This window comes from Pseudomonas fluorescens group sp. PF-69, from assembly GCF_054481235.1.
This window is the reverse complement of the sequence record NZ_JBTMNC010000001.1, coordinates 164,429-178,220: the sequence shown is the minus strand read 5'-3', so window position 1 is coordinate 178,220 and position 13,792 is coordinate 164,429. Positions and strand designations below refer to the sequence as shown.

Below are 13,792 nucleotides of genomic sequence, written 5' to 3'. Positions count from 1 at the left end.
CGGCGGTTTTTTTGAAAGGTGCACTGTGATTAATGCAGGTGATCGGGGGCTTCGGCCTTCCTTCGCTTTCCCCGGCGGCTCGGACCGCTTTAACGCAGACTTCTAGGGTTTTTCATGACGCGCTACATATTCGTCACGGGCGGTGTTGTTTCTTCATTGGGGAAAGGCATTGCATCGGCATCATTGGCGGCCATCCTGGAGGCGCGGGGACTTAAGGTCACCATGCTGAAGCTGGACCCGTACATCAACGTCGACCCGGGCACCATGAGCCCGTTCCAGCACGGTGAGGTGTTCGTCACCCACGACGGCGCCGAGACCGACCTGGACCTGGGCCACTACGAGCGGTTCATCCGCACGACCATGACCCAGAACAACAACTTCACCACCGGCCGTGTCTACGAGCACGTGCTGCGCAAAGAGCGCCGTGGTGACTACCTGGGGGCGACCATCCAGGTCATCCCGCACATCACCGACGAAATCAAGCGCCGCATCATCAAGGGCGCCGGCGATGCCGACGTGGCGATGGTCGAGATTGGCGGCACCGTGGGTGACATCGAATCCCAACCGTTCCTCGAAGCCATCCGCCAGTTGCGTTTCGAAGTCGGCGCCAAGCGCGCGATGCTGATGCACCTGACGCTGGTGCCGTACATCGCCACTGCCGGCGAAACCAAAACCAAGCCAACCCAGCACTCGGTCAAGGAGCTGCGCTCCATCGGCCTGCAACCTGACGTGCTGGTTTGCCGTTCCGATCATCCGATCGATGTGTCTTCCCGTCGCAAGATCGCGCAATTCACCAACGTTGAAGAACGTGCGGTGATCGCGCTGGAAGACGCCGACACCATCTACAAGATCCCGGGCATTCTGCACTCCCAGGGTCTGGACGATTTCGTCGTCGAGCGTTTCGGCCTGCAATGCGGCGGCGCCGATCTGTCCGAATGGGACGCCGTGGTCGACGCCAAGCTCAACCCGGAGCACGAAGTCACCATCGCCATGGTCGGCAAGTACATGGAGCTGCTGGACGCCTACAAGTCGCTGATCGAAGCGATGAGTCATGCCGGCATCAGCAACCGTACCAAGGTCAACCTGCGCTACATCGATTCCGAAGACATCGAAAACCAGGGCACCGCGCTGCTCGAAGGTGTCGACGCCATCCTGGTTCCTGGTGGTTTCGGCCTGCGTGGCGTGGAAGGCAAGATCACTGCCGTTCAATACGCTCGCGAAAACAAAGTGCCATACCTGGGTATCTGCCTGGGCATGCAGGTGGCCGTGATCGAGTTCGCTCGTAACGTCATGGGCTGGAAAGACGCCAACTCCACCGAATTCGATCGCACCAGTGGTCACCCGGTCGTGGGCCTGATCACCGAGTGGGAAGATGCCACCGGTGCCGTCGAAACCCGTACCGAAGCGTCCGATCTGGGCGGCACCATGCGCCTCGGCGCGCAAGACTGCCTGCTGGAGCCGGGTTCCCTGGTTCACGATTGCTACGGCAAGGACGTGATCGTCGAGCGTCACCGTCACCGCTACGAAGTGAACAACAACCTGCTGCCGCAGATCATCGAAGCCGGCCTGAAAATCTCCGGTCGTTCCGGTGATGGCGCGCTGGTTGAGGTGGTTGAAGCACCGGATCACCCATGGTTCGTCGCTTGCCAGTTCCACCCTGAGTTCACCTCGACACCTCGCGACGGTCACCCGTTGTTCAGTGGTTTCGTTAAAGCCGCTTTGGCTCAACACCAGAAGAAGGCTTGAACCTTATGGCGCAGAAGATCATCCGTGTAGGCGATATCGAGATTGCCAACGACAAGCCAATGGTGCTGTTCGGTGGCATGAACGTGTTGGAAAGCCGCGACATGGCGATGCAGGTCTGCGAAGAATACGTGAAGGTTACCGAGAAACTCGGTATCCCTTACGTGTTCAAGGCCAGTTTCGACAAGGCCAACCGCTCCTCCGTGACCTCTTACCGAGGCCCCGGCCTGGAAGAGGGCATGCGGATTTTCCAGGACATCAAGCAGGCCTTTGGCGTGCCGGTCATCACCGACGTCCACGAGCCGGATCAGGCTGCGGTCGTTGCTGAAGTCTGTGACATCATTCAGCTGCCGGCCTTCCTGTCGCGCCAGACCGACCTGGTGGTCGCGATGGCCAGGACCGGTGCCGTGATCAACATCAAGAAAGCCCAATTCCTTGCGCCTCAGGAAATGAAACACATCCTGAACAAATGCGTGGAAGCGGGTAACGATCAGTTGATCCTCTGCGAGCGTGGTTCGAGTTTCGGCTACAACAACCTGGTCGTCGACATGCTCGGCTTCGGCATCATGAAGCAGTTCGAGTACCCGGTGTTCTTCGACGTGACCCACGCGCTGCAAATGCCGGGCGGTCGCTCCGATTCCGCCGGCGGTCGTCGCGCCCAGGTCACCGATCTGGCCAAGGCCGGCATGAGTCAGTCCCTGGCGGGCCTGTTCCTGGAAGCCCACCCGGACCCGGACAACGCCAAGTGCGACGGCCCTTGCGCCCTGCGTCTGGATAAACTGGAGCCATTCCTGGCCCAGCTCAAGGCGCTGGACGAATTGGTGAAGAGTTTTCCGACGGTAGAAACCGCGTAATCCTCAATTCTCCGGTAAAGTACCGCACGATTTAACGCTCAGGCCCTCGGGTCTGAGCTTTATCGTCTGCAAGTCTGCCCGCTGCACATCGCTTGCCGACGATCAAAGATTTCCTACAGCTGCGTCGTTTTCGTCAACTTTGGAGTGTTTACAACAATGGCTAAAATCGTCGACATCAAAGGTCGTGAAGTTCTCGACTCCCGTGGCAATCCCACCGTGGAAGCGGATGTGCTTCTCGACAACGGCATCATCGGCAGCGCCTGCGCGCCGTCCGGTGCTTCCACTGGCTCGCGTGAAGCGCTCGAGCTGCGTGATGGCGACAAGAGCCGTTACCTGGGCAAGGGCGTACTCAAGGCCGTTGCCAACATCAACGGTCCGATCCGTGACCTGTTGAAAGGCACTGACCCAAGCGACCAGAAAGCGCTGGATCTGGCGATGATCAAGCTCGACGGTACTGAAAACAAGGCAACCCTGGGCGCCAACGCGATCCTCGCCGTTTCCCTGGCTGCGGCCAAGGCAGCCGCACAGGATCAGGATCTGCCGCTGTACGCTCACATCGCCAACCTGAACGGTACCCCGGGTGTTTACTCGATGCCGGTCCCGATGATGAACATCATCAACGGTGGCGAACACGCCGACAACAACGTCGACATCCAGGAATTCATGGTTCAGCCAGTTGGCGCCAAGACTTTCTCGGAAGGTCTGCGCATGGGCACCGAGATTTTCCATCACCTCAAAGCCGTGCTGAAAGCCCGTGGCCTGAGCACTGCCGTCGGTGACGAAGGTGGTTTCGCGCCTAACCTGGCTTCCAACGAAGACGCTTTGAAAGTGATCTCCGAAGCCGTGGCCAATGCCGGTTACAAGCTGGGCACCGACGTGACCCTGGCCCTGGACTGCGCGGCCAGCGAATTCTACGAAGACGGTAAATACAACCTGTCCGGCGAAGGCCAGGTCTTCACCGCTGAAGGTTTCGCTGATTACCTCAAGGGTCTGACCGAGCGTTACCCAATCATCTCCATCGAAGACGGTCTGGACGAGTCCGACTGGGCTGGCTGGAAAATCCTCACCGACAAGATCGGCGAGAAGACCCAGCTGGTAGGCGACGACCTGTTCGTGACCAACACCAAGATCCTGAAAGAAGGCATCGACAAGAAGATCGCCAACTCGATCCTGATCAAGTTCAACCAGATCGGTACCCTGACCGAAACCCTGGAAGCCATCCAGATGGCCAAGGCTGCTGGTTACACCGCGGTGATCTCGCACCGTTCCGGCGAAACTGAAGATTCGACCATTGCCGACCTGGCTGTGGGCACCTCGGCTGGCCAGATCAAGACCGGCTCCCTGTGCCGTTCCGATCGCGTTTCCAAGTACAACCAACTGCTGCGTATCGAAGAGCAGTTGAACGGCAAAGCCAAGTACAACGGCCGCAGCGAATTCCGCGGCTGAGTAAGTACATGGTAAAAAAGACACCGGATTGTGTCGGAAAAATCGCTGCGGCGACGTTTTTACCACTAATCTGATGCCTTATAAGCACAAGCCTGGTTCATCCAGGCTTCGTGCTATCAGTAGCTTCATGTTTTGGTATGGCTGTCTTTTTTCACTGGATACCTGATATTCGATGCGCAGTCCCAATTGGTTGTTCCTCGTCTTGCTCCTGCTGCTGGCTGGCCTGCAGTACCGCCTGTGGGTGGGTAATGGCAGCCTGGCGCAAGTGGCCGAACTGACTCAGCAGATCGCGGATCAGCACGCTGAGAACGAGTCGTTGCTGGAGCGCAATCGAGTGATGGACGCTGAAGTCAGCGAGTTGAAAAAGGGCATGGAGACCGTTGAAGAGCGGGCTCGCCATGAGCTGGGCATGGTCAAGGACGGTGAAACCCTTTACCAGTTAGCACAATGAATTTGTCTCTACCGGCCTTCTGGGCCGTGATTCCTGCCGCGGGCGTCGGTGCCCGTATGGCCGCAGACCGTCCCAAGCAATACTTGCAATTGGGCGGGCGCACTATTCTCGAACACAGCCTTGGCTGTTTCCTTGATCATCCTTCCCTTAAGGGATTGGTGGTCAGTCTTGCGGTTGACGATCCTTATTGGCCGAACCTGGCGTGTGCTTCCGATCGGCGCATTCAACGCGTTGATGGCGGTGCCGAACGTTCCGGATCGGTACTCAATGCGCTGCTGCATTTGCATGCGTTGGGTGCGGATGACGAGGATTGGGTGTTGGTGCACGATGCTGCACGGCCCAATCTGAGTCGCGATGATCTGGACAAGTTGCTGGGCGACCTGGCGGATGATCCGGTGGGTGGACTGCTGGGGGTGCCGGCACGGGATACCTTGAAGCGGGTCGACAAGGAGGGTCGCGTGATTGAAACCGTGGATCGCAGCGTGATCTGGCAAGCCTATACGCCGCAGATGTTCCGACTTGGCGCATTGCATCGCGCGCTGGCGGACAGTCTGGTGGCCGACGCGGTCATTACCGACGAAGCTTCGGCCATGGAGTGGGCGGGGATGGCGCCGCGCCTGATCGAAGGGCGCGCCGATAATCTCAAGGTCACGCGCCCCGAAGATTTGGAGTGGTTGCGTCAACGGTGGGCTCACCGAGGCTAGACAACCCTAACCCCGATACTCGGGTCTTTCGGCCAATCCTATCTTCAGATAATCGACCAGTTTGCGCACCTTGGGCGACAGATGCCGTTGCTGTGGATAAAGCGCCCACACGGCAGTGTTCGGCGGCTGATGCGCCTCCAATAGCGAAATCAACGCACCGCTTTTCAAGTGCTCCAGCACGTAATAATCCGGCAGCTGGCATAACCCTACGCCCTGTAGCGCCGCATCCAGCACCGCTTGCCCACTGTTGCAACGCCAGTTTCCCTGGACTCGCTGGGAAAATTCCCGACCGTTCTGTTCCAGTTGCCAGAGATCAGAGCTGCCGATCAGGCAGTTATGACGGCTCAATTCCGACAAACTGTGGGGGCGACCATACCGTTCAAGGTAGGAAGGCGACGCGCAAAGAAACATGCGCCGTGGCGCGAGGCGGGTGGCGACGAGTCGCGAGTCCTGCAAGCGACCCAGCCGGATCGCCAGGTCCAGGCCTTCATGCACAAGATCGAGTTGCCGGTTGCTCAGTTCGATGTCGATCCGCAGTTGCGGATAAAGCCCCATGAATCGTGTCACCAGCGGCACGATAAAGCGTTCCCCGTAGGCCACGGCGCAGGTCATGCGCAGCATGCCCTTGGGTTCGCTGGTCAAGTCGCCAACCGCGCGCAACGCCTCTTCGCGACCATCCTGTAATCGCTGGCAGTGTTGCAAAAAGGTCTGCCCGGCTTCGGTCAGCGTCACCCGGCGAGTGCTGCGGTAGAGCAAGCGGGTTTGCAGGCGCTCCTCCAGGCGTACGATTTGTCGACTGACGTGGGAGGAAGAAACCCCCAAGCGTTCGGCGGCAGCCGTGAACTGACTGCATTCGGCGACTGCGACAAATTCGTCGATACCTTCCCAGCGATTCTCAGACATCCTGGATTATCCCTGTGTAGCAATAATGTTTTGCTTTTGTCCGGATTATTCACCGTAAGGCGCTGTAATACACTCCCTGTCTCGTTTTTATTCACTGGAGTATCACCATGATCAAGTCGCGCGCCGCCGTTGCCTTCGAGGCCAAGAAACCTCTGGAGATCGTTGAAGTCGATGTCGCCATGCCCAAGGCCGGTGAAGTGCTGCTGCGTGTGGTGGCGTCCGGTGTTTGCCATACCGATGCCTACACCCTGTCCGGTGCCGACCCGGAAGGTATCTTTCCGTCGATCCTCGGTCATGAAGGTGGTGCGATTGTCGAGGCGATTGGCGAAGGCGTGACCTCCGTTGCCGTCGGTGACCATGTGATCCCGCTGTACACCCCTGAATGCCGTCAGTGCAAATTCTGTCTGTCGGGCAAAACCAATCTCTGCCAGGCGATTCGCGCGACCCAAGGCAAAGGCCTGATGCCAGATGGCACTTCGCGTTTTTCCTACAAGGGCGAAACGATTTTCCACTACATGGGCACTTCGACCTTCTCCGAGTACACCGTGCTGCCGGAAATCTCCGTCGCCAAAATTGCTAAAGAAGCGCCACTGGAAAAGGTCTGCCTGCTGGGTTGCGGTGTCACCACCGGCATCGGCGCAGTCCTCAACACTGCCAAGGTGAAACCCGGTGACACCGTGGCCATTTTCGGCCTCGGCGGTATCGGTCTTTCTGCCGTCATTGGCGCGGTCAAAGCCAAGGCTGCTCGTATCATCGCCATCGACATCAACCCGGCCAAATTCGAGATCGCCAAACAGCTGGGTGCAACCGACTGCGTGAACCCGAAAGACTTCGACCGTCCGATCCAGGAAGTCATCGTCGACATGACCGATGGTGGCGTCGACTTCTCGTTCGAATGCATCGGCAACGTCCAATTGATGCGTGCCGCACTGGAATGCTGCCACAAGGGTTGGGGCGAGTCGGTCATCATCGGTGTGGCCGGTGCCGGTCAGGAAATTTCCACCCGTCCGTTCCAGCTGGTCACCGGTCGCGTCTGGCGCGGTTCGGCGTTCGGTGGCGTGCGCGGCCGTACCGAGTTGCCAAGCTACGTGGAAATGGCCGAAACCGGCGAAATTCCGCTGGATACCTTCATCACCCACACCATGGGTCTGGAAGATATCAACAAGGCTTTCGATCTGATGCATGAAGGAAAAAGCATCCGCACCGTCATTCATTTCTGAGGTCAGTCATGAGCCTGGAAAATATTTCCTGCCAGAAAAGCTTCGGCGGTTGGCACAAACGCTACCGGCATCGTTCCGAGGTGCTCGGCTGCGACATGGTGTTCGCCGTATACCTGCCACCACAAGCGGAGCTGGGCGGCAAGCTGCCCGTGCTTTATTGGTTATCCGGCCTGACCTGCACCGACGAAAACTTCATGCAGAAGGCCGGCGCCATGCGCATGGCGGCCGAGCTGGGGTTGATCATCGTCGCGCCGGACACCAGTCCCCGTGGTCCGGACGTGCCGGGTGATCCGGATGGCGCCTGGGACTTCGGTCTCGGTGCCGGGTTTTATCTGAATGCCACGCAGGAACCCTGGTCGCGTCACTATCGGATGCATGACTACGTCGTGCAGGAATTGCCGGCTTTGGTCGAAGCCCATTTCCCGGCGTCCGACAAACGCGGCATCAGCGGTCACTCCATGGGCGGGCACGGTGCGTTGGTTTGTGCCTTGCGCAACCCGGGGCGTTATCTCTCGGTGTCGGCGTTTTCGCCGATCAACAATCCGATGGACTGCCCTTGGGGCCAGAAAGCATTTTCCCGATACCTCGGCGAAGACCGTTCGAAATGGCGCGAATGGGATGCCTGTGCATTGATTGCCGGGGCCGACGAGAAGCTGCCGCTGCTGGTCGACCAGGGAGATCGCGATGATTTTCTGGCCACCCAGCTCAAGCCGGAAGCCTTGCAGCAGGCGACCAAACTGGCGGGTCATCCGCTGACCTTGCGTCTGCAACCCGGCTATGACCACAGCTATTTCTTCATCGCCAGTTTCATCGATGATCACTTGCGGCATCACGCGCATGCTCTAGGTGCCTAATGCAGGTAGAATCACGCCCTGACAAAATTCGGGGCGTTTTTTTATGCGTATTGGCCACGGCTATGATGTGCACCGTTTCGCTGAAGGCGATTTCATCACTCTGGGCGGCGTGCGTATTGCACATGGCTTCGGGCTGCTCGCTCACTCCGACGGTGATGTCCTGCTGCACGCCTTGAGCGATGCCTTGCTCGGCGCGGCTGCGCTGGGCGACATCGGCAAGCACTTCCCGGACACCGACCCGCAATTCAAGGGCGCCGACAGCCGTGGGCTGTTGCGTCATGTCGTCGCATTGATCCACGCCAAGGGCTGGAAAGTCGGCAACGTCGATAACACCATTGTCGCCCAAGCGCCAAAAATGGCCCCGCATATAGAATCGATGCGCGCACTGATTGCCGCGGATCTTCAAGTTGAGTTGGATCAAGTGAACGTTAAAGCTACCACTACCGAAAAGCTTGGCTTTGTCGGTCGCGAAGAAGGCATTGCGGTGCACTCCGTTGCCTTGTTGCTGCGCGCATGAACGAACTGCAATTGCTCGGCCCGCGGGCCTATGGTGAAGCCCTCGGCACCGCAGTCCTGAAAGCCATCGCGGAAGATTTTCAGGTCGACGAAGTTCTTGATATTCCCCTGAGCGGTGACGGTGAACACCTGTGGATCTGGGTGGAAAAGCGCGGTCTGAACACTGAAGAAGCGGCGCGGCGCATTGCCAAGGCCGCTGGCGTGCCGTTGCGCACCGTCAGCTACGCCGGGCTCAAGGATCGCCAGGCGCTGACCCGACAGTGGTTCAGCGTGCAGTTGCCGGGCAAGGCCGATCCGGATCTGTCGGCGGCAGAAAACGATACGCTGAAAATCCTCAAGACCAGTCGGCACAAGCGCAAGCTGCAACGCGGTGCCCACTCGGCCAATGGCTTTACTTTGCGCCTGACGCAGTTCGCCGGCGACAAGGCGGCCGTTGAAGAGCGTCTACAGTTGATCGCCAAACAAGGCATCCCCAACTATTTCGGCGCCCAGCGTTTCGGGCACGACGGCGGCAATGTGGTCGATGCCCGCGCCTGGGCCGCGCGCAAGGCCTTGCCGGAGCAGCGCAACGTCAGGTCGCGCCTGCTCTCCACAGCCCGTAGCTTTCTGTTCAACCAGGTGTTGGCCGCCCGTGTCGCCGATGGCACCTGGCAGCGTGCCCAAGTGGGTGACTTGCTGGCATTCACCGATAGCCGCAGCTTCTTTCCAGCCGGTGAGGCCGAGTGCAGCGACCCGCGTCTGGCGATTCTCGATCTGCATCCGACCGGTCCGCAGTGGGGCGAAGGTGACTCGCCGACCACGGGCGCTGTCCATGAATTGGAGCAGGCAATCGCCGCCCGCGAAGCCGACCTTCGCGATTGGTTGATTAACGCCGGAATGAGCCACGAACGTCGCATCCTGCGACTGCCCATAGCCGGGTTGACGTGGCATTATCCCGAGCCTGACATTCTGCAACTGGAATTCGTCCTGCCGGCCGGATGCTTCGCCACTGTATTGGTGCGCGAACTCGTTGATCTGGTGCCGGTGGGGCAGACGGACAGCCCATGCGTATTCTGATTTCTAACGACGATGGGGTAGCCGCACCCGGTCTCGCCGCGCTTTATGCTGCGCTGGCGGATTACACCGAATGCGTGGTTATCGCCCCGGACCAGGACAAAAGCGGCGCCAGCAGCTCGCTGACGCTCGACCGTCCGTTGCACCCGCAGACGCTGGCCAATGGTTTTATCAGCGTTAACGGCACACCGACCGATTGTGTGCACTTGGGCCTGAACGGCTTGCTGGAGCGTGAAGCGGACATGGTGGTTTCCGGGATCAACCTGGGCGCCAACCTGGGGGACGATGTCCTGTATTCCGGAACCGTGGCGGCGGCGCTCGAAGGGCGTTTCCTGGCACGTCCTTCATTCGCCTTTTCGTTGGTCTCACGACAAGTTGAGAACCTTCCTGCGGCGGCGTACTTTGCGCGCAAGCTGGTCGAAGCCCATGCTGAACTCGATCTTCCTCCGCGCACGGTATTGAACGTGAATATTCCGAATTTGCCGCTGGATCACATACGCGGCATCCAGTTGACCCGTCTGGGCCATCGCGCTCGCGCGGCGGCACCGATGCAAGTGGTCGATCCGCGAGGCAAGGCCGGGTACTGGATCGCGGCTGCCGGGGATGCCGAGGACGGTGGCCCGGGCACTGATTTCCATGCGGTCATGCAGGGCTATGTGTCCATCACTCCGCTGCAACTGGATCGCACCTTCAATGACGCCTTCAGAAGTCTCGATGGCTGGCTGGAGGGGCTGCGCTGATGTCTCGTGAGCACGACGATATGCTGCGTCGCGGCATCGGGATGACCTCGCAACGGACCCGTGAGCGCCTTATCCAGCGTTTGTATGAGGAGGGGTTGTCGAACGCCAGGGTGCTGGAAGTCATTCGACGTACACCGCGTCACCTGTTCGTCGACGAAGCGCTGGCGCACCGTGCTTATGAAGACACGGCGCTGCCGATTGGACATAACCAGACCATTTCCCAGCCTTATATGGTGGCGCGCATGAGCGAGCTGCTGCTGGAAGCAGGTCCGCTGGACAAGGTGCTGGAAATCGGCACGGGGTCGGGTTATCAGACGGCCGTTTTGTCGCAACTGGTCGAGCGAGTGTTTTCCGTCGAGCGCATCAAGGTGCTGCAGGACCGGGCCAAGGAGCGCCTGGTCGAATTGAACCTGCGCAACGTGGTGTTTCGCTGGGGCGATGGCTGGGAGGGCTGGCCGGCGCTGGCGCCCTACAACGGTATTATCGTGACCGCCGTGGCGACCGATGTGCCTCAGGCTCTGCTCGATCAATTGGCACCGGGAGGGCGTCTGGTGATTCCGGTCGGGTCGGGCGAGGTTCAACAATTGATGCTGATCATCAGGGAAGAACAGGGCTTTTCCAGGCGTGTTCTGGGAGCGGTTCGCTTCGTTCCGTTGCTCAACGGACCACTGGCCTGATCATTTGTTTCAGCGCTCTGAATTCTCTTCGATTGCTTCTGTCTTACAGCGGCGTCGATCGGTTAAACGGGTTGTTTTGTCTAGCAGCAAACGTGTGCGCGAAGCCATTTCGCTTCATTAAAGGTAAAGCGTGCACGGCCCGTTATACTTGCGACATTTCATGCCGGACCACGGCAAATCATATTTTCAGCCACCAAAAAGGGAGCGGCGGGTGAGTCTCACAGTCATTGCGCAGCGTATGGGTACAACGAGCTTTCAGCGCCTGGTGACTGGCCTTGTCTTGAGCACCTTGCTGGTCGGTTGTTCCAGCAACAAATCCAGCAATGTACGCGTGGTCGATCGCAACAATGCCGTCGCCCAGCGTCCGGCGGTAACGACGGGGCAGTATGTTGTCCGCCCCAAGGACACCCTGTTTTCCATTGCCTTTCGTTACGGCTGGGACTACAAGGCCCTGGCGGCACGCAACAACATTCCTGAGCCCTATACGATCCATCCGGGTCAGACGATTCGCTTTGACGGGCGCAGCGATTCAACGTCGACGACGACGGTCAGTTCGTCGAATTCAACGCCTTCGTCCTCGAGTAAAACCACGGTCATCCGTCGTCCGGTAAACGGTTCGACCAGCACTGCGCCAGCGGTCGTACCGTCCGTCGCCAACAAGCCAGCACCCGCTCCGATGCCTCCTGCCGGTCCGGCCCCGACCGGCTGGGGATGGCCATCTAATGGCATTTTAATTGGAAAATTCTCTTCAAACGGTAGTTTGAATAAAGGAATTGATATCGCCGGGGATTTGGGACAGCCTGTTTTAGCTGCGTCTGATGGGACGGTGGTATACGCCGGGAGTGGCTTAAGGGGCTACGGCGAATTAGTGATCATCAAACACAGCGAAACCTACGTCAGTGCCTACGGACATAACCGCAGGCTGTTGGTTCGGGAGGGGCAGCAGGTCAAGGTCGGACAGACAATTGCCGAAATGGGGTCAACGGGTACGGACCGGGTGAAACTGCATTTTGAGATTCGCCGTCAAGGTAAACCTGTAGATCCGCTGCAATTCCTGCCACGTCGTTGATCGCTTACCAGCCTGTTCCATCGTAGAGGGGACAGGCTCCAGCGTTGCCAAGGATAAAGGCGCCGCTTGAGCTTGAGGTCGAACTCACCAAAGGACTATAACAATGGCTCTCAGTAAAGAAGTGCCGGAGTTTGACATCGACGATGAGGTTCTCCTGATGGAGACCGGCATCGGTGCGGATTCGATGTCGAATGATGAAGGGGCGGCTCCACCTTCCGTTCGTGCCAAATCCAAACACTCCGCTTCGCTAAAGCAACACAAGTACATTGACTACACGCGGGCGCTCGATGCCACGCAGCTGTACCTCAATGAAATCGGTTTTTCCCCGCTGTTGTCCCCCGAAGAAGAAGTTCATTTTGCGCGCCTGTCGCAAAGTGGCGATCCGGCCGGGCGCAAGCGCATGATTGAAAGTAACTTGCGACTGGTGGTGAAAATCGCCCGACGTTACGTCAATCGTGGTCTGTCGCTGCTTGATCTGATCGAAGAGGGCAACCTGGGGTTGATCCGGGCGGTGGAGAAGTTTGATCCTGAACGTGGTTTCCGCTTTTCGACCTACGCGACCTGGTGGATTCGTCAAACCATCGAGCGCGCGATCATGAATCAGACCCGGACCATCCGGTTGCCGATCCATGTGGTCAAAGAGCTCAACGTGTACCTGCGGGCCGCACGGGAGCTGACGCAAAAACTCGACCATGAACCCTCACCTGAAGAAATCGCCAACCTGCTGGAAAAACCGGTAGGCGAGGTCAAGCGCATGCTCGGCCTGAACGAGCGAGTTTCCTCAGTCGACGTCTCGCTGGGGCCGGATTCGGATAAAACCCTGCTGGATACCCTTACCGACGATCGTCCCACCGATCCATGCGAATTGTTGCAGGATGACGACCTGTCCCAGAGCATCGATCAATGGCTCTCTGAGTTGACCGACAAGCAACGCGAAGTGGTAGTCCGTCGCTTCGGCCTGCGAGGCCATGAGAGCAGCACCCTCGAAGACGTAGGCCTGGAAATTGGCCTGACCCGGGAACGGGTCAGACAAATTCAGGTTGAAGGCTTGAAGCGTCTTCGGGAGATCCTGGAGAAAAACGGCCTGTCTAGCGAGTCGCTGTTTCAGTAACAGCCTTGCGTAGCAGCTAACAAAAAGCCCCGACTGATTCGGGGCTTTTTTGTTGCCATGGAAAAATAATCTCAGCGCAGGGTGCTCATCTGGTTCGTAGTCTCGCGTTGTAAGTCTTCGCTTACTCTTTCGTAAGTGTTCGTTATTTTTACAGGGTGATAGTTGCTCAGAATTTCAGGCAAGAAGTTTATCTAACTGAAAAATAAGTAAATTTTAATAAATTTACGGCATGTGACAAGCGGGTGGGGTGCCAGGCCCTGATTGCTCTTGCCACGGAACGCTTTAGTATTCGGGTTGTGTCGACGGACAGACACACCCTTCAAGGATGAAGGGAAGGAACATCGCAGGAAGCGATTCATCAGGACGATGAAAAGGAACACAGGGAATAGGGAAAAAATGCGGGCGGGTCAAACCGCCCCTTTTTTTGCCCATGAAAAAGCAAAAAGGCCCG

General features: G+C 58.3%; 14 protein-coding genes. 13 read left to right on the top strand and 1 reads right to left on the bottom strand.

Translation table 11 applies throughout. The features are described 5' to 3' along the window. Nucleotides 1-114: 114 nt before the first annotated feature. From ACX3YF_RS00900 to ispD, 5 genes are all read left to right on the top strand, one after another. Complete coding sequence (locus tag ACX3YF_RS00900; protein WP_458946013.1) at nucleotides 115-1,746, top strand: CTP synthase; 1,632 nt, start codon at nucleotides 115-117, stop codon at nucleotides 1,744-1,746. A gap of 5 nt (nucleotides 1,747-1,751) precedes the next feature. Further along, nucleotides 1,752-2,597 (top strand): 3-deoxy-8-phosphooctulonate synthase, encoded by an 846-nt coding sequence (gene kdsA / locus ACX3YF_RS00895; RefSeq protein ID WP_103403603.1) that lies wholly within the window; start codon nucleotides 1,752-1,754, stop codon nucleotides 2,595-2,597. 156 nt (nucleotides 2,598-2,753) lie between these two features. Further along, nucleotides 2,754-4,043 (top strand): phosphopyruvate hydratase, encoded by a 1,290-nt coding sequence (gene eno, locus ACX3YF_RS00890; RefSeq protein WP_090316970.1) that lies wholly within the window; start codon nucleotides 2,754-2,756, stop codon nucleotides 4,041-4,043. A gap of 172 nt (nucleotides 4,044-4,215) precedes the next feature. Beyond that, the gene (gene ftsB / locus ACX3YF_RS00885) at nucleotides 4,216-4,494 is read left to right on the top strand and encodes a cell division protein FtsB (protein WP_047526337.1); all 279 of its coding nucleotides are present in this window, start codon (nucleotides 4,216-4,218) and stop codon (nucleotides 4,492-4,494) included. Then, entirely contained in the window at nucleotides 4,491-5,198 is a 708-nt protein-coding gene (gene ispD, locus ACX3YF_RS00880) for a 2-C-methyl-D-erythritol 4-phosphate cytidylyltransferase (RefSeq protein ID WP_448645907.1), read from the top strand. Before ftsB ends, ispD begins: the two co-directional genes overlap by 4 nt. A 6-nt stretch (nucleotides 5,199-5,204) precedes the next feature. Here ispD and ACX3YF_RS00875 read toward each other — a convergent pair whose 3' ends face one another. Further along, on the bottom strand, nucleotides 5,205-6,101 hold the full coding sequence (locus tag ACX3YF_RS00875; RefSeq protein ID WP_130209704.1) for a LysR family transcriptional regulator: 897 nt from the start codon (nucleotides 6,099-6,101) through the stop codon (nucleotides 5,205-5,207). Between the two features lie 107 nt (nucleotides 6,102-6,208). Here ACX3YF_RS00875 and ACX3YF_RS00870 point away from each other — a divergent pair, with 107 nt between their 5' ends. From ACX3YF_RS00870 to rpoS, 8 genes are all read left to right on the top strand, one after another. Then, complete coding sequence (locus ACX3YF_RS00870) at nucleotides 6,209-7,321, top strand: S-(hydroxymethyl)glutathione dehydrogenase/class III alcohol dehydrogenase (RefSeq protein WP_047526341.1); 1,113 nt, start codon at nucleotides 6,209-6,211, stop codon at nucleotides 7,319-7,321. Between the two features lie 8 nt (nucleotides 7,322-7,329). Then, nucleotides 7,330-8,175, top strand: coding sequence for an S-formylglutathione hydrolase (gene fghA, locus ACX3YF_RS00865; protein WP_448645909.1), 846 nt, complete (start codon nucleotides 7,330-7,332; stop codon nucleotides 8,173-8,175). A gap of 43 nt (nucleotides 8,176-8,218) precedes the next feature. Then, nucleotides 8,219-8,692 carry a 2-C-methyl-D-erythritol 2,4-cyclodiphosphate synthase gene (ispF, locus tag ACX3YF_RS00860; protein WP_090316982.1) on the top strand — a complete coding sequence of 158 codons (474 nt, stop codon included), beginning with the start codon at nucleotides 8,219-8,221 and terminating at the stop codon, nucleotides 8,690-8,692. After that, complete coding sequence (truD, locus tag ACX3YF_RS00855) at nucleotides 8,689-9,747, top strand: tRNA pseudouridine(13) synthase TruD (RefSeq protein ID WP_198132427.1); 1,059 nt, start codon at nucleotides 8,689-8,691, stop codon at nucleotides 9,745-9,747. Before ispF ends, truD begins: the two co-directional genes overlap by 4 nt. Continuing rightward, nucleotides 9,735-10,484, top strand: coding sequence for a 5'/3'-nucleotidase SurE (gene surE, locus ACX3YF_RS00850; RefSeq protein ID WP_130209710.1), 750 nt, complete (start codon nucleotides 9,735-9,737; stop codon nucleotides 10,482-10,484). The genes truD and surE overlap by 13 nt, the downstream gene beginning before the upstream one ends. A 41-nt stretch (nucleotides 10,485-10,525) precedes the next feature. Beyond that, nucleotides 10,526-11,161, top strand: coding sequence for a protein-L-isoaspartate(D-aspartate) O-methyltransferase (locus ACX3YF_RS00845; RefSeq protein WP_189340456.1), 636 nt, complete (start codon nucleotides 10,526-10,528; stop codon nucleotides 11,159-11,161). A gap of 211 nt (nucleotides 11,162-11,372) precedes the next feature. Further along, complete coding sequence (locus ACX3YF_RS00840) at nucleotides 11,373-12,230, top strand: peptidoglycan DD-metalloendopeptidase family protein (protein ID WP_130209714.1); 858 nt, start codon at nucleotides 11,373-11,375, stop codon at nucleotides 12,228-12,230. 103 nt (nucleotides 12,231-12,333) lie between these two features. Beyond that, nucleotides 12,334-13,341 carry an RNA polymerase sigma factor RpoS gene (gene rpoS / locus ACX3YF_RS00835; protein WP_130209716.1) on the top strand — a complete coding sequence of 336 codons (1,008 nt, stop codon included), beginning with the start codon at nucleotides 12,334-12,336 and terminating at the stop codon, nucleotides 13,339-13,341. Nucleotides 13,342-13,792 lie beyond the last annotated feature (451 nt).

What these genes read in the sequence shown, in the direction of transcription:
- ftsB (WP_047526337.1), top strand. Translation starts at nt 4,216, where the DNA reads ATGCGCAGTCCCAATTGGTTGTTCCTCGTCTTGCTCCTGCTGCTGGCT.
- truD (WP_198132427.1), top strand. Translation starts at nt 8,689, where the DNA reads ATGAACGAACTGCAATTGCTCGGCCCGCGGGCCTATGGTGAAGCCCTC.
- ACX3YF_RS00875 (WP_130209704.1), bottom strand. Translation starts at nt 6,101, where the DNA reads ATGTCTGAGAATCGCTGGGAAGGTATCGACGAATTTGTCGCAGTCGCC.
- ispD (WP_448645907.1), top strand. Translation starts at nt 4,491, where the DNA reads ATGAATTTGTCTCTACCGGCCTTCTGGGCCGTGATTCCTGCCGCGGGC.
- surE (WP_130209710.1), top strand. Translation starts at nt 9,735, where the DNA reads ATGCGTATTCTGATTTCTAACGACGATGGGGTAGCCGCACCCGGTCTC.
- ACX3YF_RS00870 (WP_047526341.1), top strand. Translation starts at nt 6,209, where the DNA reads ATGATCAAGTCGCGCGCCGCCGTTGCCTTCGAGGCCAAGAAACCTCTG.
- fghA (WP_448645909.1), top strand. Translation starts at nt 7,330, where the DNA reads ATGAGCCTGGAAAATATTTCCTGCCAGAAAAGCTTCGGCGGTTGGCAC.
- rpoS (WP_130209716.1), top strand. Translation starts at nt 12,334, where the DNA reads ATGGCTCTCAGTAAAGAAGTGCCGGAGTTTGACATCGACGATGAGGTT.
- eno (WP_090316970.1), top strand. Translation starts at nt 2,754, where the DNA reads ATGGCTAAAATCGTCGACATCAAAGGTCGTGAAGTTCTCGACTCCCGT.
- ACX3YF_RS00900 (WP_458946013.1), top strand. Translation starts at nt 115, where the DNA reads ATGACGCGCTACATATTCGTCACGGGCGGTGTTGTTTCTTCATTGGGG.
- kdsA (WP_103403603.1), top strand. Translation starts at nt 1,752, where the DNA reads ATGGCGCAGAAGATCATCCGTGTAGGCGATATCGAGATTGCCAACGAC.
- ACX3YF_RS00845 (WP_189340456.1), top strand. Translation starts at nt 10,526, where the DNA reads ATGACCTCGCAACGGACCCGTGAGCGCCTTATCCAGCGTTTGTATGAG.
- ispF (WP_090316982.1), top strand. Translation starts at nt 8,219, where the DNA reads ATGCGTATTGGCCACGGCTATGATGTGCACCGTTTCGCTGAAGGCGAT.